Source organism: Actinomadura hibisca NBRC 15177 (assembly GCF_001552635.1).
Taxonomy (GTDB): domain Bacteria; phylum Actinomycetota; class Actinomycetes; order Streptosporangiales; family Streptosporangiaceae; genus Spirillospora; species Spirillospora hibisca.
Genome location: NZ_BCRO01000120.1, coordinates 1 through 20,938 on the forward strand (window position 1 = coordinate 1; position 20,938 = coordinate 20,938).

At 72.9% G+C, this 20,938-nt stretch carries 20 protein-coding genes; 3 read left to right on the top strand and 17 right to left on the bottom strand.

Translation table 11 applies throughout. From position 1 onward, the window contains the following. The 10 genes from AH6_RS38900 to AH6_RS38945 form a co-directional block, all read right to left on the bottom strand. Positions 1 to 1,120 (bottom strand): LysM peptidoglycan-binding domain-containing protein (locus AH6_RS38900; RefSeq protein ID WP_507762060.1); only part of this gene is annotated, 1,120 nt, incomplete at its 3' end. 213 nt (positions 1,121 to 1,333) lie between these two features. Next, positions 1,334 to 1,762, bottom strand: coding sequence for a TadE/TadG family type IV pilus assembly protein (locus AH6_RS38905; RefSeq protein WP_245679665.1), 429 nt, complete (start codon positions 1,760 to 1,762; stop codon positions 1,334 to 1,336). Continuing rightward, entirely contained in the window at positions 1,759 to 2,211 is a 453-nt protein-coding gene (locus AH6_RS38910; RefSeq protein ID WP_245679666.1) for a TadE/TadG family type IV pilus assembly protein, read from the bottom strand. Before AH6_RS38910 ends, AH6_RS38905 begins: the two co-directional genes overlap by 4 nt. After that, entirely contained in the window at positions 2,208 to 2,639 is a 432-nt protein-coding gene (locus AH6_RS38915) for a TadE/TadG family type IV pilus assembly protein (protein WP_245679667.1), read from the bottom strand. Before AH6_RS38915 ends, AH6_RS38910 begins: the two co-directional genes overlap by 4 nt. A gap of 2 nt (positions 2,640 to 2,641) precedes the next feature. After that, positions 2,642 to 2,863, bottom strand: a complete 222-nt coding sequence (locus tag AH6_RS38920; RefSeq protein WP_245679668.1) for a hypothetical protein — start codon at positions 2,861 to 2,863, stop codon at positions 2,642 to 2,644. Between the two features lie 28 nt (positions 2,864 to 2,891). After that, positions 2,892 to 3,809: a type II secretion system F family protein gene (locus AH6_RS38925; protein WP_067490888.1), complete on the bottom strand. Its 918-nt coding sequence runs from the start codon at positions 3,807 to 3,809 to the stop codon at positions 2,892 to 2,894. Next, positions 3,806 to 4,777 (bottom strand): type II secretion system F family protein, encoded by a 972-nt coding sequence (locus AH6_RS38930; RefSeq protein WP_245679669.1) that lies wholly within the window; start codon positions 4,775 to 4,777, stop codon positions 3,806 to 3,808. Before AH6_RS38930 ends, AH6_RS38925 begins: the two co-directional genes overlap by 4 nt. Then, a complete protein-coding gene (locus tag AH6_RS38935; RefSeq protein WP_067490890.1) occupies positions 4,774 to 6,072 on the bottom strand; it encodes a TadA family conjugal transfer-associated ATPase in 1,299 nt (432 codons plus the stop codon). The genes AH6_RS38930 and AH6_RS38935 overlap by 4 nt, the downstream gene beginning before the upstream one ends. Further along, entirely contained in the window at positions 6,072 to 6,944 is an 873-nt protein-coding gene (locus AH6_RS38940) for a hypothetical protein (protein ID WP_067490892.1), read from the bottom strand. Before AH6_RS38940 ends, AH6_RS38935 begins: the two co-directional genes overlap by 1 nt. A gap of 4 nt (positions 6,945 to 6,948) precedes the next feature. Next, on the bottom strand, positions 6,949 to 7,800 hold the full coding sequence (locus AH6_RS38945; protein WP_157431989.1) for a hypothetical protein: 852 nt from the start codon (positions 7,798 to 7,800) through the stop codon (positions 6,949 to 6,951). A gap of 510 nt (positions 7,801 to 8,310) precedes the next feature. On the opposite strand from AH6_RS38945, the gene AH6_RS38950 reads away from it, so the two are divergent. Beyond that, complete coding sequence (locus AH6_RS38950; protein WP_307190412.1) at positions 8,311 to 12,750, top strand: FtsK/SpoIIIE domain-containing protein; 4,440 nt, start codon at positions 8,311 to 8,313, stop codon at positions 12,748 to 12,750. A 56-nt stretch (positions 12,751 to 12,806) separates the two neighbouring features. Here AH6_RS38950 and AH6_RS44430 read toward each other — a convergent pair whose 3' ends face one another. Then, positions 12,807 to 13,148 carry a hypothetical protein gene (locus tag AH6_RS44430; protein ID WP_157431990.1) on the bottom strand — a complete coding sequence of 114 codons (342 nt, stop codon included), beginning with the start codon at positions 13,146 to 13,148 and terminating at the stop codon, positions 12,807 to 12,809. Between the two features lie 447 nt (positions 13,149 to 13,595). Beyond that, positions 13,596 to 14,426 carry a patatin-like phospholipase family protein gene (locus AH6_RS38960; protein ID WP_218006030.1) on the bottom strand — a complete coding sequence of 277 codons (831 nt, stop codon included), beginning with the start codon at positions 14,424 to 14,426 and terminating at the stop codon, positions 13,596 to 13,598. Between the two features lie 134 nt (positions 14,427 to 14,560). Between AH6_RS38960 and AH6_RS38965 the strand changes: the two genes are divergently transcribed. Next, positions 14,561 to 14,821, top strand: a complete 261-nt coding sequence (locus AH6_RS38965) for a hypothetical protein (protein ID WP_067490900.1) — start codon at positions 14,561 to 14,563, stop codon at positions 14,819 to 14,821. After that, complete coding sequence (gene glmS / locus AH6_RS38970) at positions 14,818 to 16,647, top strand: glutamine--fructose-6-phosphate transaminase (isomerizing) (RefSeq protein WP_245679670.1); 1,830 nt, start codon at positions 14,818 to 14,820, stop codon at positions 16,645 to 16,647. Before AH6_RS38965 ends, glmS begins: the two co-directional genes overlap by 4 nt. Positions 16,648 to 16,652: 5 nt before the next feature. Here the strand turns inward: glmS and AH6_RS44435 are convergent, their stop codons facing one another. The 5 genes from AH6_RS44435 to AH6_RS38990 form a co-directional block, all read right to left on the bottom strand. Further along, positions 16,653 to 17,225, bottom strand: a complete 573-nt coding sequence (locus AH6_RS44435; RefSeq protein ID WP_157431991.1) for a hypothetical protein — start codon at positions 17,223 to 17,225, stop codon at positions 16,653 to 16,655. Between the two features lie 5 nt (positions 17,226 to 17,230). Continuing rightward, entirely contained in the window at positions 17,231 to 19,327 is a 2,097-nt protein-coding gene (locus AH6_RS38975; protein WP_067490904.1) for a hypothetical protein, read from the bottom strand. 4 nt (positions 19,328 to 19,331) lie between these two features. Then, positions 19,332 to 19,574 (bottom strand): hypothetical protein, encoded by a 243-nt coding sequence (locus tag AH6_RS38980; RefSeq protein WP_067490906.1) that lies wholly within the window; start codon positions 19,572 to 19,574, stop codon positions 19,332 to 19,334. 145 nt (positions 19,575 to 19,719) lie between these two features. Beyond that, entirely contained in the window at positions 19,720 to 19,992 is a 273-nt protein-coding gene (locus tag AH6_RS38985) for a WXG100 family type VII secretion target (protein ID WP_067490908.1), read from the bottom strand. Between the two features lie 373 nt (positions 19,993 to 20,365). After that, positions 20,366 to 20,902 (bottom strand): hypothetical protein, encoded by a 537-nt coding sequence (locus AH6_RS38990; protein WP_067490910.1) that lies wholly within the window; start codon positions 20,900 to 20,902, stop codon positions 20,366 to 20,368. Between the last annotated feature and the right edge of the window lie 36 nt (positions 20,903 to 20,938).

Here is a 20,938-nt window from a genome sequence, read left to right on the forward strand (position 1 = left end):
CGGGCTCGGAGTGCTTGGGGGGTTTGGGGGCGGGCGCGGGGACTTGGGGGGCGGGGGTCTCGGGCGCGGGAGTCTCAGGAGCGGGGGTCTCAGGAGCAGGCGTCTCAGGCGCAGGCGTCTCGGGAGCGGGAGTCTCCGGCGCAGGGGTCTCAGGAGCGGGCGTCTCGGGAGCGGGCGTCTCCGGCGCAGGGGTCTCCGGCGCAGGGGTCTCCGGCGCGGAAGGCGACGGCGGCGTCGGATCGGGCGCAGGCGTACCGGCCCCGGGCGCCGGAGCAGGCGCGGGCTGCCGTTCGGGCTCCGGTTCCGGCTGAGGCTGGGGTGCCTGCCGTTCGGGAACGTCGTGCCCGTACCTGTAGTAGTCGTCCAGGTCCTGGACCGACACGACCTGGGCGCCCTTGGCGTCGGCCGGCATCTCCAGGATCCAGCCCGGCCGGATCAGGCTCGCGATGCTGAGCTTGCTGCCGTCGGGCTGCACGCGCCCCTTGTTGAGCGAGTAGATCTCCTTGTAGCGCCGCCCCTCCCCCAGGCACTTGTCGGCGATCTCCCACAGGCTCTCGTGGTGCCGCCCCTCCGGCGGCTGCACGCGGTAGATCTTGGTGGTGCGCGTCTTCTCGACGGGCTGCGCCGCCAGGTCGACGGCGGCCGGCTCGGCGGGCGCCTGCCGCGTCACGGCCGCCACCCGCTGGAACTCCTGCGACTGCGTCCGCGCGGGCGGCTGCTGGAACAGGTCCCGTCCCGAGAACGCGGGCATGACGGCCGTGGTCGCGGTGAACAGCAGCAGCGCCGTGACGACCAGCCGGTGCACCAGCGACTGCGTGCCCCCGGCCAGCGGCACCCGCGCGGGCACCCCGACGCCGCGGATCCCGGCGTAGACCTCGACCACCACGCACAACGCGAGCTGCAACCACGCGAGCCAGACCAGCGCGACCAGCACCGTGATCAGCGCGCCCGGCCCGACCTGCCCGGTCAGGTCCGACATCTGGGGCAGCTCGTCGGGGATCGGCGATCCGAAGAGGGTGAGCAGGGCGTACGGCACGCCCACCAGCAGCGCCGCCAGCGCCACGAGCGCGGCGAGCCCCGCGAGCACGTCACCGGGCCCGCGCCGATGCTTGATCCGCACCGGCCGCCGCGGCCCCTGCCCCAGCCCCGGGCCTCCAGCCTGTCGCGTCACCATCGCGCCCCTAGCGGTCGCCGGTCTCTGATCGAGCTGAACCCCAAGCCATCGTAAACATGCCCCGACCGCACAAGGCGATCCCCGCATAACTATCCCGCGTCGCCTCGCGGCATCCAGCCCGCGCTCTCCACTCCGTCCGGCCTTGCGGCGGGGCCGGGGTCACTGCGGGGCGTCGTCGGCGCCTGTGACGGGTTCGGCCGATGCCTCCGAGGTCATCGTGAACGAGCCGAAGCCCGGGATGATGCTCAGCAGTTGCGGCTCGACGGTGAGTTGCACGGTCACGTTCACCTCCGCCTCGTTCGCCTCGCAGCGGCTGTCCGTCACCTTGTCGTCGTAGCGGTCCAGCAGGTCGCAGGCCGCCGCCTGGGCGCGGCCCGGGTCCAGGACCGGCTTGCCCGTCTCACGCAGCGCCGCGTCGTCGATCTGGTTCGCGCCCGCGCGGGCCGCCTGCTCGGCCATGTCGGCGGCGCGCTGGCGGGCGTGGATGGCCAGGCCGCCGTCCACCAGCAGGCCCGCCAACAGGAACACCATGGGCGTGAACAGCACCACGTACATCGAGATCGAGCCGCGGTCGGGCGGGCGCGTCACTGGTCGTCTCCCGGTGGCGTGTTCGCGGTGTCGGTGCCCCGGTAGGTGTAGGTGTCGATCGGCGCGAGGGCCTTGCCCTGGAGCCGTTTGGTGCCGGGCAGGCCGATGAACGCCAGGTCGCTCAGGTCCACGTCGCAGGTGACGGTGACCTGCACCGAGCCGCCGGGGCCCCAGTCGCCGGTGTCAGTGGCCACGGCGGGCCCGCCCGAGCACCATTTGCTGGTCTTGAGGGTGGCGGCGGCCGACTCCTGCGCCATCTGCTCGGCCCCGCCCGCGCTGCGGGCGACCGACGCGGCGCGCACCGCGTCGCGGGCCGCGCCGTCCATCTGGCTCTTGGCGTCCACCATCCGGCCCGCCCCGGCCAGCAGCAGGAGGAAGGCGACGAACAGCGGGGTCGCCAGGACCATCTCCAGCGACATCCCGCCCGCGTCGCGGCGCTCGTCGGTCATCCGGCCCCCTCGCAGGCCGTTCCGGCGCCCACGTCGGGCCGGAAGCACTCGATCGGCCCCTCCGAGCGCTGGGTGACGTTGAAGGTCATGAACGGGATGACCCGCACGGCCTGCCCGCTGACCTCGACCCAGCGCTGGTCGCCGCCCTCACCCGTGCGGACCGTCAGGCCGGTGAGCAGGTTGGAGCCGATCTTGCGGACGTCGCCGGTCGCCTTGGCGGTGGCCTGGTCCTGCCAGCCGGCGTCGGCCGGCTGGGTGCGCGCCACCCGCGCGCCCGACTGCGCCGCCGCGAGCGCGACGTGCCGGGCGTGGTAGACCATCGCGAACTGCACCACCGCGAGCAGCACCAGGATGATGACCGGCGTCAGCAGCGCCCACTCCATCGAGGACGCCCCGGCGTCCCGCGGCGGGCGGGACCGGTGCGCCACCGCTACTCCGTCTTGATGCTGTTGGCCTTGGTGGTGATCAGCCGCTGGATGACGGCGCCGATGGTGATCGCGATCAGCGCCAGGATGGCGGTGATGATCGCCCATTCGATGGCCGACGCCCCGGCGTCGCGGTCGCCGTCCTCGCGCAGCCGGTCGAGCCGGACGCCCAGCATCGCCCGCAGGTAGATGACGGCCGGATCGTTCAGTGGATTCAGCGGACCCATGAGTCCTCCTTCGTCGGGTCGGGGGTTCTCACGCGGACATCACCCGCATCAGTGCCGGATAGGCAAGAAAGACCAGGAAGGCCGCGCAGATGAGCAGTTGCGCGACGAGCATCGACTGCGACCGCTCACCCGCCTTGCCTTCGAGTTCGGACAGTTCCCGGCTGCGCATGGACGCCGCCCGCGCCGCCAGGGACTTGCGGACCTGCGCCCCGTCGTCGGCCACCAGGGCCAGCGCCCCCGCCAGGTCGCGCAGTTCGGCGATGTCCAGCTCGTCGCCGAGCCGGCCCAGCGCCTGCCAAGGAGTCTGCCCCGTGATCCGGGCGTTGGCCAGGGCGTCGCGGATGCGCAACATGCCCCAGCCCTCGCCGACGTTGGACGCGCTCATCAGGGCCTCGTGCACGCCGCGCCCGCCGGCCAGGTTCATCGACACCAGGTCGAGGAACGCCCCGACCATGTGCCGGAAGTCCTGCCGCCGCCGGGCGGCCTCCTGCCGGAGCTGCAGGTCGGGCAGGAAGAAGAACAGCACCGCGAACAGCACGCAGATCCACGCCGGGACCTGCGCGGACGTGCCCAGCCCGAGCAGGGCGAAGTAGGCGACCAGCAGCGGGATGAACAACACCGCGGCGGCGGGCAGCAGGAACTTCGTCGCCAGGAAGCCCTCCAGGGACTTGCCCGTGATGGCCAGGTCGGCGCGGGTCGAGCGCAGTTGCCAGCCGCGCGAGTCGCAGAACCGGACGACCTCGCGGCCGACCCGGGAGCGCAGGCTGCCGACCTGCTCCAGGGTGGGCGACACACGCCTGTTCTGGGCCGTCTCCACGTCGCGGCGGCGGGCCGCGTCGAAGGCCGCCAGCCGCGCCGACAGGCCCGGACGCGCCGGGAACAGCGCCCGCACCAGCACGTACAGGCCCAGCCCCAGGACCGCCCCGGCCAGCATCGCGCCCGTCATGACGCACCGCCCCCGCCCGCGTCCATCGTGTGACGGCCCCGCAACGTGCCGTCGCCGCCCTTGCCCTGCCAGCCCGCCACCGTCGCCGGGGCCTCGCCGGGCACGCCCGGCGGGGCCGGGCGCGGTTCGGTCAGGAAGCGGCCGGGCAGCTCGTACTTGGCCAGCCGCCGCAGCCACAGGAACGCCGCCGCGTACAGCGCGATCACCACGCACAACACGAGCTGGCCCACGAAGTCGTCGTACGGCTCGACGTAGGAGTGGTTGAACACCGCCAGGCCCAGCGCCGTGCCGACCGACACGCCGACGACGATCCGCACGCTGCGCCGCGTCGCGCGCCGGTCGGCCTCCACCCGGCGGCGCATGTCCAGCTCCGCACGCGCCGAGGACGCCAGCGCGCCCAGCATGTCGCGCAGGCCCGGCCCGCGCAGCTTGGCGTTCAGGATCAGCGCGGCGATCACCAGGTCGGCGGACGGGTCGTGCAGCTCGTCGGCGAAGCGGCGCAGCGCCTCGGGCATCGGGACGCGCGTGTGCAGCCGGTCCACCAGCTCGCGCAGCGGCTGCTGGAGCGCGGGCGCGGCGGCGCGCAGCGAGGACGGGATCGCCTGCTCCAGCCCCACCGCCCCGGCGATGGTGTCGCGCAGCGATTCGGTCCAGGCGGCCAGCGCCTCCAGCCGCGCCATGCCGCGCCGCTCCTCGGCCGCGCCGCCCGCCAGGCCGTTCCAGGACAGCACCAGCACGCCGGTGCCGAGCGCGGCGATCGGCCAGCGGGTCACGATCAGCACGACCACGCCGGTGATGACGGCCAGCGCGGTGCGGGTGGTGAGGGTCTTCAGCAGCTCCTGGCGGCTGCGTCCCCGCGACGGGCCGGGCCAGGCCGGCATCCCGCGCAGCGCCGCCGCCAGCAGGATCAGGCCGCCGCCCACCAGGGCCCCGGCGACGACCGCCAGCAGCACGTCCGGCGCGATCACCAGACACCCGCGGCGGTGTCGTAGCCGAACTCGGCCAGCTCGTCGGCGCACGCGATCGGCGCGGCCGGGACCGCGTGCCCCTCCGGGCCCAGCGCGAACACCTCCGACGACAACACCCTGCCGTCGGCGCCGGTCACCTCGCGGACGCTGGCGACGTAGCGGCGCAGCCGGCCGCCGCTGGCGTAGTCGTTGCGCTTCTCGATGAACACCACGAAGTCGATCGCGCCCGCGATCAGCATGTGGGTCGCCTCGACCGGCAGCCGCTCCTCGGACTGGATCGCGTAGGTCGCGATGCGGTTGAAGACCTCCATCGAGGAGTTGGCGTGGATGGTCGAGAGCGAGCCGTCGTTGCCCTGCGACATCGCGTTCAGCATGGTGACGATCTCGTCGCCCAGCACCTCGCCGACGATGACGCGCGAGGGGTTCATGCGCAACGAGCGGCGCACCAGCTCGGCCATCGAGATCGCGCCCTGGCCCTCGGAGTTGGGCAGGCGCTGCTCGAAGGCGACGCAGTTGGGGTGCAGCTCGGGGAAGGCGTCCAGGCCCAGCTCCAGCGCGCGCTCGACGGTGATCAGGCGCTCGACCGGCGGGATCTCGTTGGCGACCGCGCGCAGCAGGGTGGTCTTGCCCGCGTTGGTCGCCCCGGAGAACATGATGTTCTTGCGGGCCAGCACCGCGGCCTTGAAGAAGCGGCCGAGCTCGGGGCTGAAGGTGCCGGTGCCGACCAGGTCCGACAGGAACACCTTGCCGAGGCGGGCGCGGCGGATCGACAGCGCGGGCCGCACGGTGACGTCCATGACGGCCGACAACCGCGACCCGTCGGGCAGCCGCAGGTCGAGCTGGGGGTTGGCGGTGTCGAACGGGCGTGAGGACAACCCGCTGTAGGCGGCCAGGATCTGGATCAGCTCGACGAGTTCCTCGTCGGTCTCGGCGACCGGCTCGCCCATCACCTCGCGGCCGTCGGCGTACCCGATGAACACGCGGTCGCAGCCGTTGATGTCGATGTTCTCGATCTCGGGGTCCTCCAGCAGCGGCTGGAGCCGTCCCACCCCGAACAGCGCCGCGTGCACCCCGGCGGCGAGGGCCTCCTCTTCCTCGGCGTTGGGCGGGCGGCGGCCGGAGGTGATCTCGCCGCGCGCGAACTCCTCCAGCACCTGGCCGATCAGGGCGCGGGCGAACTGCCGCTCGTCCTCGCCCGACATGGGCGGCAGGCCGTGCGCGGCGTCCAGGCGGCGCTGCTGGGCGAGCCGGTCGCCGACCTCCTGGCGCAGCCGCTTGACGAGGGCGTGGTCCATCAGAGCCTCCCGTCCTGGAGTTGCAGGTCGACGGGCGGGGCCTCGGGCGCGGGGCGGCGGGCGTCCAGCCGGGTGACGAGCGCGGCGGCGACCTCGCGGGCCGAGCGGACCAGCAGGGAGCGGTCCAGCTTCCCGCCCCAACTGCCCGACAGCAGCCCCGCGCCCTTGGGGTCCAGGGCGAGGCCGCCGAGCACGGCCACCGGCGCGCGGGGCGGGCCGGGCGCGCCCTCGGGCGTCTGGTGGCGCTGCTGCGCCCCGGCGATGATGCGGTCGACCTCGGCGATGGAGGCGCGGTAGTCGCGCGGGTCGGCCAGCACGATGATGCCGATGGGCGGGCCGCCGCGCAGCTCGCCGGCCAGGGCGTCCACGCGTTCGCGCAGGTGGGCGACCTGTTCGAGGGTCGCGCGGGTGAACAGCACGACGAGGTCGGCCTCGCGCGTCAACTCGGTCAGCGGGGAGCCCGCGCCGAGCCGCCCGCAGTCGGCGAGCACGTCCACCGGCCCCAGCCCGGCGAAGGCGCGGCCGAGCGGCCCCCACAACCAGGTCATCGCCTGCGCCTGCTCGGCGTTGGTGAGGCCGACCAGCACGTCCAGGCCGCCGACCAACCGCTGGCAGTGCTCGGCGACCTGCTCGGGGCGCAGGCCGCGGCGCGCGGTGGCGGCCAGGCTGAGCAGGCCGCGCGCGGGGTTGAGCATGCCGCCGGTCCCGCCCTCGCCCTCCTGGGGCGCGGCGGGCAGGCGGTAGACGAGGTCGCCGCCCGCCAGGTCGCATTCGGCGACCAGGACGGGCCGGGGCCACACCGCGCCGAGCGCGACGGCGGCGGTGGTGACGCCCGGCGCGCCCTTGTCGGCCGCGAGCGCGATCAGTGCCACGGTGTCAGTTCCCGCCTGTGTTCGGGGCCTGCTGGCCGCCCGGGGACGGCTGGTCGCCGGGGCGGGCGGGCTTCTCGGTGGTGGGCGGCGGCGCGCCGCCGTCGGCGGGGGCCGCGCGCGTGCCGTCCGGCAGCAGCGCGACGGCGACCGTCCCGGCGGAGGCGGCCTGGGTGAGCAGCGCGGCCTCGCCCGGCGGCACCGCGACGTCCATCGTGGTCTGGTCGCCGCGCAGCCGGTCGCCCGAGCCGCCCCGGGACAGGCTCACCACGATCGCCTCGCCCGACAGCACGGTGCCCGCCTTGGGGCCGCCGCTGTTGCCGCCGCCGACCGCGTACAGGCCGACGCGCTTGCCGACCGCCAGGTCCTTGACCGGGAACTGGCCGGGCTTCAGCGCCAGGCCGACCACCACGCGGCCCTTGGCGGCCTCGTTGCCGCGGCTGAGCATCTTGTTGGTCAGCAGGGTGTCGGGCACCAGCGGCACGGTCGCGTAGAGGCTGGTGACGTCCTGCCGGTTGGCCCAGTCGAGGTACTGGATGCCGGTGTCGCCGACCGGCACCTCCTTCAGCGCCGACGCGGGGATCCTCTGCCCGGCCGCGACCGGCTGCGCGATCGCGATGGCCGACACCCGCTGGCCGCTGGCCATGACCAGGTAGGCGCTGGTGAGCGCGCCGCCGAGGATCAGCAGCACGGCCAGCGCCGCGAGGGCGGGCTTGCGTTCGCGGGGCGCGACCGGCAGCCGCTGGCCGCCCGCCGAGCCCAGTCCGGCGCCGCCCGTCCCGGCGGCCGGACCGCCGGGCCGGGTGCCGGTGACAGCGCCCGCGACGGGCGTCCGGTTGGCCTTCATCGCACTGCCCACGTGCTCCCTCCCGCCCGGCGGAGACCATGTCCCGGAGATCCCCGCACATCGGGCGATCCATGCTCGCGGGGGCACCGAGCCCGCGTCAATGGATTCGGTGAGGTGAAGCCGTCCCGTGACTCGCGGTGCGGGGATGACCAGGGAATTCGGTGATCACTTACTCCCTTACCAAGGGTCACAGCAATCACTGACAACCTCGGGGGCGGACATGCCTTTATCGGGGATAGGCGCTGGTCCTTGCCCGGCGGCGCCGGGTTCCGCCGCAGGTCGGCGCGGTGCGGGCGGACCGCTCGCCGGGAGGCCCCCGTCCGGGGCCGTCCCGCTCACTAAGCTGTGCCGGGCCGCACGTCCGCCCGTCGCGTCCCCGGGCCGACCGGCGGCGGCGCACAATGGAGGGCAGGAATGCGGATCTCGTGCACGGCGCTGACCGGTGACGGACCCCGGGATGTCGTGATCAACGTCGATTCCGAAGTGACGGTCGACGGAGTGGCGCGCACACTTTCCCGCGCATTGAACGGCAATTCCACGGCGATCAGTTCGTCCGCACTTCCGGAACCGCGCTTTTCGAAAAAGGCGATAGCGGCGGGCGACCGTTCCGGCGGCGGCGCGGGCCGTTCCGGCGGGACCGCCGAGCGGGCCGCGGACGAGCAGCGCGCCCTGTGGATGGACGGCCGGATGCTCGACCCGCAGGCCCTTGCCGTCAAGGAGCTGCGCGACGGCGCGGTCGTGGCCGTCGAGCGCCGCGCCGCCGCCGCGACCGTGCTCGCCGAGCCCACCGGCCTGGTCGAGGTCCGCGTCGTGGGCGGCCCGGCCGCCGGGTCGGTGCACCGGCTCAGCGTCGGCGTCAGCACGCTCGGCGGCGGGTCCGGCGGAGCCGACGCGGACGTGGACATCGCGCTGGCCGATCCCGCGATCCCCACCCGGTCGTTGCGCATCACCGTCGGCCGCGACGGCGTGCAGGTCGAGCCGTCCGCGCACACCACCGCCACCCTCGACGGCGAGCCCCTGGACGGCAAGACCGGCTGGCCCGACGGCGGCATGCTCGCGGTCGGCGCCAGCATCCTCACCCTCGCGCCCGGCACCGCGCCCGACACCCACCTGGAACCGCTGCCCGAAGGCGGCCTGGCGTTCAACCGGCCGCCGCGCCTGCATCCGGCGGGCCGGTCGCGCCGCCTCGCCGTGCCGCAGCGGCCCGAGCGCAACCCCAAGGAGCGGCTGCGGCTGTTCGGGGCGCTGCTGTTCTCGGCGTTCGGGCTGGTCATGGCGTTCGCGCTCAACCAGTGGTGGTGGGCGCTGTTCGCGCTGGCGTGGCCGGTGATGACGGTCGGCGAGTGGATCGGCGACCGGCTGCACGGCCGCAAGTCCTACAAGAAGGCGCTGAAGGAGTACCGGGAGAAGACGGCCGCGTTCGGCGGCGAGCTGGACGGCCTGCGCCGCCGCGACCAGGCCGAACGCCGCGCCGCGCACCCCGATCCCGCCGAGGTTCTGCTGACCGCGACCGGCCCGCGCCGCCGCCTGTGGGAGCGCCGCCGCGACGATCCCGACACGCTGCACCTGCGCGTCGGCCTCGCCGACCTGCCCGCCCGCGTCGAGCTGACCGGCAACGACGGCGAGCAGCCGGTGAAGACGCCGACCGCGCGGCTGGTGCCCGTCCCGCTGCCGCTGGCGGAGCTGGGCGTGCTCGGCGTGACGGGGCCGCGCGCCGCCTCGCGGGGCCTGGCGCGCTGGCTGGTGGCGCAGGCCGCCGCGCTGCACAGCCCCCGCGACCTGGTCATCGTGGTGCTGGCCGCCGACCAGGAGGCGGCCCGGGACTGGAACTGGGTGCGGTGGTTGCCGCACTGCGCGCCGCGCGAGGGCGAGGAGTGCACGGTGCTGGTCGGCACCGATGCGGAGTCGGTCGCGCACCGGGTGACCGAGCTGGCGATCCGGGTGACCGAGCGGCGGCGCGCGGCGCAGGCGTCGTCGGGGTTCTTCGGCGGCGAGGCCAAGACCGCCGAGGCCGTCCCGTACAACATCCTGGTGGTGCTGGACGGGGCGCGGGCGCTGCGGCGCGTGCCGGGGATGCCGATGTTGTTGTCACGCGGTCCCGAGCTGGGCATCCACGCCATCTGCATCGACGACGAAGAGAAACTGCTGCCCGAGGAGTGCGCGGCCGTGGCCGCCTGGGACCCCGAGCGGCCCGAGACCGTGCGGCTCAAGGGCGAGGGCCTGGACGTCATCGGGCCGGTGCTGGCCGACCAGGTGTCGCCGTCGTGGGCCGACCGCGTCGCGCGGGCGCTGGCCCCCGTCCGCGACGTGTCGCGCGAGGACGCCGACGAGGCCATCCCCGCCCAGGCCCGGCTGCTCGACCTGCTCGGCATGGCCACCCCGACCGCCGAGCACGTGCTCGCCGCGTGGGCGCGCACCGGCGGCCGCACCACGCGCGTGCCGGTCGGCGTGACCGCCGACGGCGCGTTCGAGGTGGACCTCGCCGCCGACGGCCCGCACGGCCTGATCGCCGGGACGACCGGCGCGGGCAAGTCCGAGCTGCTCCAGACGCTGATCGCCTCCCTCGCCGTCGCCAACCGGCCCGACGAGATGACGTTCGTGCTCATCGACTACAAGGGCGGCGCGGCGTTCAAGGACTGCGCCCGGCTCCCGCACACCGTCGGCATGGTCACCGACCTGGACGGCCACGCCACCGAACGCGCCTTGGAGTCGCTGGCCGCCGAGCTGCGCCGCCGCGAGGAGATCCTGCTGCGGGCCGGGGCCAAGGACATCGACGACTACAACGACCTGCGCCCGGCCGACCCCGGCCTGCCGGTGGTGCCGCGCCTCACCCTGGTGATCGACGAGTTCGCGGCGATGGTGACCGAGCTGCCCGACTTCGTCACCGGGCTGGTGGACATCGGGCGGCGCGGCCGGTCGCTGGGCGTGCACCTGCTGCTGGCCACCCAGCGCCCGGCGGGCGTGGTGACCGCCGACATCCGCGCCAACACCAACCTGCGGATCGCGCTGCGCGTCACCGACCCCGACGAGTCCACCGACGTGCTGGACGTGCCCGACGCCGCGCAGATCGCCAAGGCGACGCCCGGCCGCTGCTACGTCCGGTCGGGCGCGGCCGAGCCGCACGCGGTGCAGTCGGCGCGGGTCGGCGGGCGGCGCGCGGGAGGCGGCGGCGTGCCCGCCGCCCGCACGGCCGTGATGCCGCTGCCGTGGCAGCAGCTCGGCCGCCCGGTGCCCGCGCCACGCGAGGCCGCCGACGACGGCACGATGGTCACCGACCTCGCGATGCTGGTGCAGGCGGTGGACGAGGCCGCGCGCCGCGCCGGGATCGCGCGCCGCCCGTCGCCGTGGCTGACGCCGCTGCCCGAGCAGGTCCGGCTCACCCCGCGCCCGGCGGCCGGGGGCTCGGTGGTGGACGTGCCGCCGCTGGCGTTCGGCATCACCGACCTGCCCGCCGTGCAGGCGCGCGAACCGCTCGTGCTGGACCTGGCGACCGGCGGCCACCTGTACGTGGCGGGCTCGGCGCAATCGGGCCGGTCCACGGCGCTGCGCAGCCTGGCGGGCGCGCTGGCCGAATCGTGCTCGCCGTTCGACGCGCACCTGTACGCGATCGACTGCGGCGCGAACGCGCTGCTGCCGCTGGTGTCGCTGCCGCACTGCGGCGCGGTCGTCACCCGCGACCAGCTCGACCGCTGCGAGCGGCTGCTGACGGCGCTGTCGGCGGAGGTGTCGCGCCGCCAGCAGTTGCTGGCCGAGGCGGGCTTCGCGTCGCTGGCCGAGCAGCGCGCCGCCGTCGCGGCCACCGACCGGCTGCCGTGGATGGTGCTGATGCTGGACCGGTGGGAGGGGTTCGTCGGGGCGTTCGAGCACTACGACTACGGCCGCCTGGTCGACCAGGTTTTGCGGCTGCTGCGCGAGGGCGCGGCGGTGGGGCTGCGCGCGGTGTTCACCGGCGACCGGACGGGCCTCGGCGGGCAGGTGTCGACGGTGTTCGACCGGCGGCTGATCCTGCGGATGGCCGACCCCAACGACTACGGGTACGCCGGGCTCCAGGACAAGCAGGTCCCGGCCGCGATGCCGCCGGGGCGGGCGCTGGAGCTGATGGGGCCGGGGGCCGCGCCGCGCGAGTCGCAGATCGGGCTGCTGGGCGACGACCCGTCGGGCACGGCGCAGGTGGCGGCACTCCAGGAGATCGCGCGCGCCTGCGTGACCCGTTACGGGCGGCTGCCGCGCCGCCAGCGCCCCCTGCACGTGGACGAGCTGCCGGTGCGCGTCACCTACCGGGAGGCGATGGCGCTGGACCAGGAGTTCCTGGCGCCGTCGGCGTTGTGGGCGCTGGTCGGGGTGGGCGGCGACACGCTCGCGCCCGTCGGGGTGGACCTGCTGAACGAGGGGCCGGGCTTCGCGGTGGCGGGCCCGCCGCGCTCGGGCCGCTCGACGACGTTGCGGACCATCGTGCACTCGCTGCTGGACCCGGCGGTGGGCGGCGGCCTGGTGCCGGTGGTGCTGGTGACGCCGCGCCGCTCGCCGCTGCGACTGCTGGCGGGGCGTCCGGGCGTGCTGGGGGTGCTGAACGCGGACGCGGAGGCCGACGACCTGACGGACGCGATCGGTGAGGAGCACCGCTACGTGGTGGTCGTGGACGACGCCGAGCTGCTGGACGAGAGCGAGCTGGACGACGCGCTGCGCGAGGTGCTGCGGACGGCGCGCGACGGGGAGCACGCGGTGGTGATCGGCGGGACGACCGAGGACATCGGGCGCGGGTACCGGGGGTTCCTGTCGGACACGCGGCGGTCGCGGTCGGGGGTGCTGCTGGCGGTGGAGTCGGCGGACGACGGGGACCTGTTCGGGCTGCGGCTGCCGCGGAACGCGGCGGTGGGCGGGCCGACGGGGCGGGGGTTGTTCGTGGCGCTGGGGGCGACGACGCAGATCCAGGTGGCGCTGCCGCCGCCGGTGACCGACTGAGCGGGGCCAGAGGCGGAAGCTGAGCGCTAGGTCAGGGACGGAGACTGAGCGCGGGGTCAGGGGCGGAGTCGGCGGAGGCAGGGCGTGCGGACGGTGACGAGAACGCCGGAGTCGCCTTCTCCGGCGAGGAGTTCGGTGGTGACGCCGTCGGGGGTCTCGAAGATGGCCTCGTGCTTGCGGCCGGTGGCTTTGTGGTCGCGGGCGATGTGGGTGGCGACGCGGTCGACGAGGAGCTGGGCGGGCCGCGCCGCAACGGTGGTCGCGTACTGGACGACACCGCTGCCAGACGGCTCAACAAGCCCCGTCCCACGCCCCTGGTAGGCCCAACACCCACCGGCCCGCACGGTGCGCCGAACCTCCCCGGCCTTCCCACCGGCCAGCCGGAGAACGGTACGCAACTCGGCTCCAGCACGCCGCTCGGCCTCGTCCGGAGCCAGTTCCGTAAATCGATCGGCGAACGCGTCGTAGCGACGTTCAGGCGAGTAAAGATCCGGAGCCAGCCCAACAGCCCACCCCGAGGTGAGCAACCCGACAACGACCCACCCCCCGACCAGCCCACCCCCCAACGCACGCGGCCCCTGCACCAGAAGCACCGCGCCCACACCCAGGCAGAGCCCAGCGCAACCAATCGCGACTACCAAGACCAGACCGAGCGAGGGCGGCGCAGGCATCCAGCGACGATCAGGAGCCATGGCGACGCCGAGCGTCCACATCGTGAGGGGCATGGAGAGCAGCCCGCACGCGCCCGCCGCCAGAGCGCCCCCGCCGAGCCCTTGGGCGACGCGGCGCATGGGGCCTCCCGGGCTAGGCGGACCCCCTCATCATCCGTCCGCCCCGCCGGGAATTCACCAGATAGGACGGAGGATCTCCGCTGCCTCAACGGCCTGCGCACGACCGGCGCGGTAGGAGTCGGGCCAGCGGGCGAGGTCTCCGAGATTGTCGCCAAAGGCCTGCCGGGACGCGGCGTCGGGCCCGATGCGGACGGTCTTGCCCGAGACGGGACCAGGCGGCATGACATGCGCGAGCGGCTCGACGAGGACCAGCACATCAGCACCGGCGGCCAGATCGGCATTGGCGCCGAAGCCGATCGCGCCGTCCATGTAGCGACGACCACCGATGGGGACGGGCTGGAACGCGCCGGGCACGGCGGTGCTGGAGGCGACGGCGTCCGCGAGGGGAACGCCGCTGGCGCGGTCCCAGACCTGCCGCTCGCCGGTCTCGACGTCCACGGTGGTGATGCGGAGATCGCGGTCGGGCCAGTCGACGGCTCCGACGATGCGGCCCATGCGCGTGACGTGCGTCTCGGCGGGGAGGGCGTCGGCGGCCAGCGCGAGCGCGCCGACGTCACGCCGGGCGGCGGCAGGCTCGCGTGCGGGATCACCGAGGATGCCGAAGACCTGGGCCATCAGCGCGAAGTCAGGACTCGCCGCCCCGGCCTCCGGCCTTGGGGGCGGCGAAGCGAGCCGATCGAGATCCTGGCCGGTGCGCAGGACGGCCCCAACAGCGGACCCCGCCGAGGTGCCGACGATCCGGTCGGCCTCGTTCAGGTCGATACCGGCGTCGCGCAGCCCCGCCGCGAGCCCGGCCAGCCAGGCGATTCCGACGGCACCGCCCGCACCGAGCACGAGCGCGCGTCCGCCGGTCAAAGGTTCAGAGATCATGAGCTGATTCTGCAACCTCAAGCACGCTCCAGGTCAAGCGCCGGACCAACCAAGTTCGAACGGCGAATCTCTCTGCCAAGTGCTGCAATCCTGCCCGATTCCGGGCAGGATTCTTGCTTTCCACTCCCCCGCAACGCCATACTCGCCGGGTGCCGTACAAAGATCTGGTCGCCCACCTGACCCGGACCAGCCCCCTGAGCCCCGGGGAGGCGGCCCGGGTCGTCGCCGACGTGCTGGCGTATTTCGGCGAGCCCGTCGAGGGTTTCGTCCGCCGCCGCCACGCCGAGCTACAGGCGCGGGGGCTGACCAACCCCGAGATCTTCCGGCGGATCTCCGCCGAGCTGGCCGGACGCCGGGTGGCCCCGCCCGAGCTGTCCGAGCGCCAGTTGCGGCGCATCGTCTACGGGTGAGGAGCGGAAGCAACGTGTGCGGAATCGTCGCCTATGTCGGCCCCCAGGATGCGACGCCGATCCTGTTCGAGGGCCTGCAACGGCTGGAGTACCGCGGCTACGACTCGGCGGGCGTGGCCGTCGTCGGGAAGTCGGGCCAGCTCAGAGTGCGCAAGGCCAAGGGCCGGGTGCGCGACGCCGCCGAGGGCCTGCCCGCCCGGTTCAAGGGCGCGCCGGGCATCGGCCACACCCGCTGGGCCACGCACGGCGAGCCGAGCGACGCCAACGCGCACCCGCACGTGTCGGGGACGGTGGCGATCGTGCACAACGGCGTCATCGAGAACGCCGACGAACTGCGCGCCAAGCTGACCGCCGACGGCGTGGAGTTCGCGTCCGAGACCGACTCGGAGGTGCTGGCGCACCTGATCGCGGCGGCGGCCGCCGACCCGGACGTGGACCTGGCCGAGGCCGTCCGGCTGGCGCTGACGCGGATCGTCGGGACCTACGGGATCGCGGTGGTGGACGCGTCCCGTCCCGGCGTGTGCGTGGTGGCGCGCAACGGCAGCCCGGTGGTGCTGGGGCTAGGCGACAAGGAGATGTACGCGGCCTCGGACGTGTCGGCGCTGGCCGGGCACACCCGGCAGGTGGTGCACCTGGACGACGGGGAGATCGCGGCGCTGACCGCCGGCGGCTACCGGACGTTCACGCTGGAGGCGCGCGCCACGACCAAGGAGCCGTCCGAACTGGACGCCGACGCCGCCTCCTACGACACCGGCGGCCACGCGACGTTCATGGCCAAGGAGATCCACGAGCAGCCCGAGGTCGTCGAGCGCGCCCTGCGCGGCCGCCTGGACCCGCGCTTCCACACCGCCCACCTGGGCGGCCTGAACCTGGACCCGCGCGACGCCCGCGCGATCCGCCGCGTCAAGATCATCGGCTGCGGCACCGCCTACTACTCCGGCCAGCTCGGCGCCCAGCTCATCGAGGAACTGGCCCGCATCCCGGCCGACGCCGAACCCGCCTCGGAGTTCCGCTACCGGAACCCGGTGGTGGACCCCGACACCCTGTACGTGGCGGTGAGCCAGTCGGGCGAGACCTACGACACCCTGGCCGCCGTCCAGGAACTGCGCCGCAAGGGCGGCCGGGTGCTGGGCCTGGTGAACGTGGTGGGCAGCGCGATCGCGCGCGAGTGCGACGGCGGGATCTACCTGCACGCGGGCCCGGAGATCTCGGTGGCGTCAACGAAGACGTTCACGGCGACGGGCGTGGCGTTCGCGCTGCTGGCGCTGTACCTGGGCCGGATCCGGGACCTGTCCCCCGCCGACGGCGCACGCATCGCGGCGGGCCTGCGGGCGCTGCCGGGCCAGATCCAGGAGATCCTGGACCGCGAAGCCGAGATCGCGACCCTGGCGGCCGAGCTGGCGGCACACCGCGCGGCGTTCTTCATCGGCCGGGTGCGAGGCTTCCCGGTCGCCCGGGAGGGCGCGCAGAAGCTGAAGGAGATCTCCTACCTGCACGCGGAGGCGTACCCGGCGAGCGAACTGAAGCACGGCCCGCTGGCACTGATCTCCCCGGACCTGCCGACGGTGGCGGTGGTGCCGGACGACGAACTGCGCGACAAGAACCTGACGACGCTGGGCGAGATCCGCGCACGGAAGGGCCGGGTGATCGCGGTGGGGCACTCAGCCGTGGCGGACGACACGATCGTGGTGCCGAAGAACGAACCGGAACTGGACCCGATCCTGCTGACGGTGCCGCTACAGATCCTGGCCTACCACGCGGCACTGAGCCTGGGCCACGACATCGACCGGCCGAGGAACCTGGCGAAGAGCGTGACGGTGGAGTAGAGGGTTCAGCGGGGGCGGGGCGTGCACTTGTGGATCTGCCCGAAGCGCTTCTGCGCGATGCGCATGAAGTCAACCATGTCCTGCACGGCATCCCGCCCCCGCACGACGGGCACGAAGTCGATACTGATCCAGGGCTTCCGCTCACCACACCGGAACATCGCAACTACAAGATTGTCCCGAGACGACAAGCCGTTAGAGCCGTCGGTTGTAGCGACACCGTCGCCAAGCTCGGGAGGAAGATCGCGGTAGGTGGCGTCCTCCTTGCTTTCAGCACGCTTGTTCCGCACGATCTGTTCCCCCTTGTTGAACGACCAGTAGACCCCAAGAGGGGGAGGCTGTTTGCCGGTTCGCACCAGACACAGGCCATTATCCGGCTGTGGCCCATTCGACCAGGAATCCTCTAGAGGAGTTGCAATGCCGGACACTCGACGAAACGAAGCCTCCGGAACCAGATCACAGAGGTACGGAGAAGTCTCGGCCACAGGGTGAACAGGTGAAATCCTGCGAGGCTTGTCCTTGGCGCAACCCGCGCTTACTAGCAGTATGATGACAAGCGGAATGATGGTGGATCGATTCACGATCATCACCGCCCAGTGCCAGGTGCGACATTCTTTCCATCTGTATTCCGATAATGCCCAGCCGCCTCCTCTGCGCCCTGGCCGATCGAAGACTTAGCAGCGCTTCCTACCTGATCAAGCTTGACTTGCAGGTTCGCCCAACGCGTGAAGTCCTCAAACTGATCAGCGCTCATTGATTCAATGGGAAGAATTTTCGGATGCGCGCCGGAGGTGACGAAGGTCTGCCCCTTCAAGTCAGACTCTGGCAGCCGGTCATGGGCGTGCAGTGAGGCAACTGTCATCTGACCGAAGAGTTTCTCAACAGCTTCCGTACTGGTCTTTGAAGCCAAGATGGCGTCGTTGGGCTTGTCCGCCGCTCGTTCCACGATCCACTTCGTCAGTTCATCCTGAGCCTTGCCTACTACCAGGTTGAACCCTTCTCCGACGATAGGGGCCTTTGAGGCAACCGATTCGACGGCCTTGCCGCCAGCGAAGCCCACCCCCATGGAGACGTACCCCTCGATGCGCTTCCTGTCCTCGGCGAGACGAGACTCCTCACCGTTCGTGGTTTGGTATCGAGCTTCCAGCAAGTGACCGAACATCCACCCCTCTCCGATGATCGCGTTACTCAGTTTGTCCTCTCCGCCAGGAGCCGCACGGTCGATGGCGACCTTCGCATGAGCGATCTGCGCCTTGAGCAAGGTGTCGTAGGCGTCGGCACTTCGCGTCAGTTCCAGCAGCAGATAGTCCAGATCCGCATCGTCCATCGGAGTGCTACCGGTCTTCGCACCGAAGCGGAAAGCCTGATAGATGTCGTTCATCTTGGTGATATGAACAGCGAAGACCTGCGCCGCAGGGACGCGCAGACCAGACAGGGCGTCCAGCCGGTCTTCGCCCTGAATCTCGATCTTGTCGTCCTTGACCGTGAAGTGCTTCTTGGCGTCGTCGGCCAGGATCTTGCCCGCGTCGAACGCCAGTGCCTGCGACAGCTCGTCCTGTCCCGCAGCCGCCACCCTCAGCGCCTCCCCCAGCGCCGCCCCGTGGTCCGCCTCAGGCCCCTTCCCCCACAGTTCCCGCCGGTCGCTCAGCAGGTACTCCAGGTTCCCCATCCGCATGCTCGCCGGAGCGTCCTTCGCATGCGGCCCCATCGGAGCCCCGCGGAACAGCGCCCGCGCCCCCTCCTTGCCCGAGGCCGCCGCAGCGTTCAGGAGTGGAACCAGGAAGTCCCTTCCCTCTCCAGGGGCTGAAGACGAACTCGCGCCGTCCCTGAACCGGCCCGTCAGGTCCGGCAGTGGAGCGTTGCCGAAGGTCTCGCGGATGTGGCGGTCGTGGGCGATCATGCCCGTGCCCACCACCTTGAAGAACTCCGGCGAGAAGCGGTTGTCCCCCGCGCTCACCAGCAGTGTCGACAGCGCCTGGTAGCCGGTGATCCCCGCCGGAAGCGCAGCGCTCGGCGGGAAGTTGCCCTGGCCCTCACGGACCAGGTCGCCGAGAAAGCCACCCCCGGCGTAGCCGTTCTTCCGGCCCGGGTCCGTCGTCAGCGCCAGGCTCCGGCCCAGTACGCCCAACGCTTTCCACGTGCTCTGAGCCAGCGCCTCGTCGCCCCGCTGCGCCCGCACCTGGTCGCACAGCCTTCCGGTCACGTCGAACAGGCCCTTCGCGCCCAGGTCCGTCACCAGCGCCTTCGCCATCGCCGGCGTCACGTCCGCCGGGTCTCGGCGCATCAGCTCCGCCCGCGCCCGCGCGTCGCCCGCCGCCGCCTTCCGCACCAGCGTCGCCACGCGGCGGCCCTCCGCGTAGCCGATCTGGTCGGTGTAGCGGTCCGGCAGCGTCAGGTACGTCCCGTCCGCCCGGCATACCCGCATCGCCAGCTGCTCGCGGTCCATCGCCCGGACCAGTTCGTTGCGGCGGCGCAGGTCGATCGACGCCTCGCGCGCCCACGCCGCGATCCGCTTGATCTCCATCGCGGGCGCCGTGCTCACGCCCGCGCCGTTCAGCGCCTGCCAGAGCTGGTCGGCCAGTTCCGCCAGTTGCGGTGCCGCCCGCGTCATGTCCTGCGTCATGCGCTCGAACTCGGCGAGCTTCACCCCGCACGTGTCGGGCGCCAGCCACTTGTCGGCCATCGCGTCACCGTGCCAGCGGGGTGCGCAGCTTCTCCTGGATCAGGGCCAGCGATCTGCGCAGTTGCGCCTGCAGTTCCGCCTGGTTGCGCTGCAACTCGCCCGCGAAGCCCGACGCCGACGGGCCGCCCACCCACGCGTGGTCGCCCATCGCCCGCGCCGGTCCGGCCAGCAGGTGCCAGTGCTCGTCCGACAACGCCTGAACGCGGTCCAGCAGCAGCCGCGCCCGGAAAAGATCGGCCTCGTTCACGCCCGTCCCCGTCCCTCCGCGGACCCCCGCCCGCATAGGTGCGCGCGTCCCGCAGCGGGTCCCCGCCCGCGTCGGTGCGCGAAATGGCGCGGGCCCCGGCCTCGGGGGGATGGGCCGGGACCCGCGGTCCGTGGGAGGTCGCCCGTCAGCGCGTGGCGGCCTCGATGTTCTGCTGGGAACGCTTGATGTCCTGGCTGCCCTGCTCCAGCGCGACCGCCATCTTGTCGAAGGCCGTCTTGGCCTCCATCCAGGCGGCGCGGAAGCGGTCGGCGCCCGGACCCCACCAGATCTCGGTGCTGCTGACGGTGCGGCCGTTCAGGTCCTTGATCAGGGCGTCCAGGTTCTTGGAGTGCTTGCTGAACATCCGGGACAGGTCTTCCAGTGCCGCGATGCTGGCGCCGCGCTTGTCACCGCTCATGCTTGGACCCTTTCCTCGCCTGCCGGCGGTCCTGGGGAGGCGCCGGTGTTGCCGCTGGAACGTGACCATCACCCGCGAACGCGGGGCCGAACTGTTCAAGCCCAAGAATGGCGACAGCCTACGCCCCATCGATCACAAGAATCCAGACGGTTCCGGTGTCCGCGCCGCCGATTCCGCCGCATTACCGGCGGGTTTTGCTGGCCGGATTCGGCCACGGCAACGGTGTGATCACGCGTTTCGCGCCCCCCGCGTCACGCTCCGGAGTTTTCTGACGGGTATTATTACTGTGCGTCAATGAATGCGCAGGACGCCGGACCGGCCGCGCCAGCGCCGGCCTCGCACAACAGAAGATCCGGGGACCTGACCGCCGCTGTCAGCGGCCCGTCGGACGCTCGGGGTCGTTCACCGGCCGCGCGGCCGGGTCCAGGACGCCCTCGCCGACCAGCGTCAGCCGCCGGTCCCGGGTGGTGAACTCGAACCGCCGCCGCACCGACTGCACGAACCTGCCGGTGTCGTAGCGCGCCTCGGTGTGCTCGGTGGCCTCCAGGGTGATCCGGTCGCCGCGCCGCACCGCGCGGTCGGCGGCCAGCGTGGTGCGGACGCCGGTGAAGACCGGCCCGCCCGCGACCGGGGCGCGGTTGCGGCCCGCCAGCTCGCGGACGGCGCGCTCCTGCACGCCGGCCAGCCGGGGGGAGATCCGCACGCCGAGCACCTCGGCGGGTGGCCTGCGGTCGCGCCGGGCCACCAGCGCCTGGGAGCGGTCCTGCACCAGGGCGCGGGCGGCGGCGGTGAGCTGCCGGGTGGTCTCGGCGTCCACGACGGGGCGGCCGGGCGGCACGGCGGAGGAGGGCAGCAGGACGCATCCGGCCAGGGCGAACGCCAGGCCGAGAAGGGTCCGGTGCTGCGCCATACGACTCCCGCTCTCGCGCTGATCAGTGGCGAACAT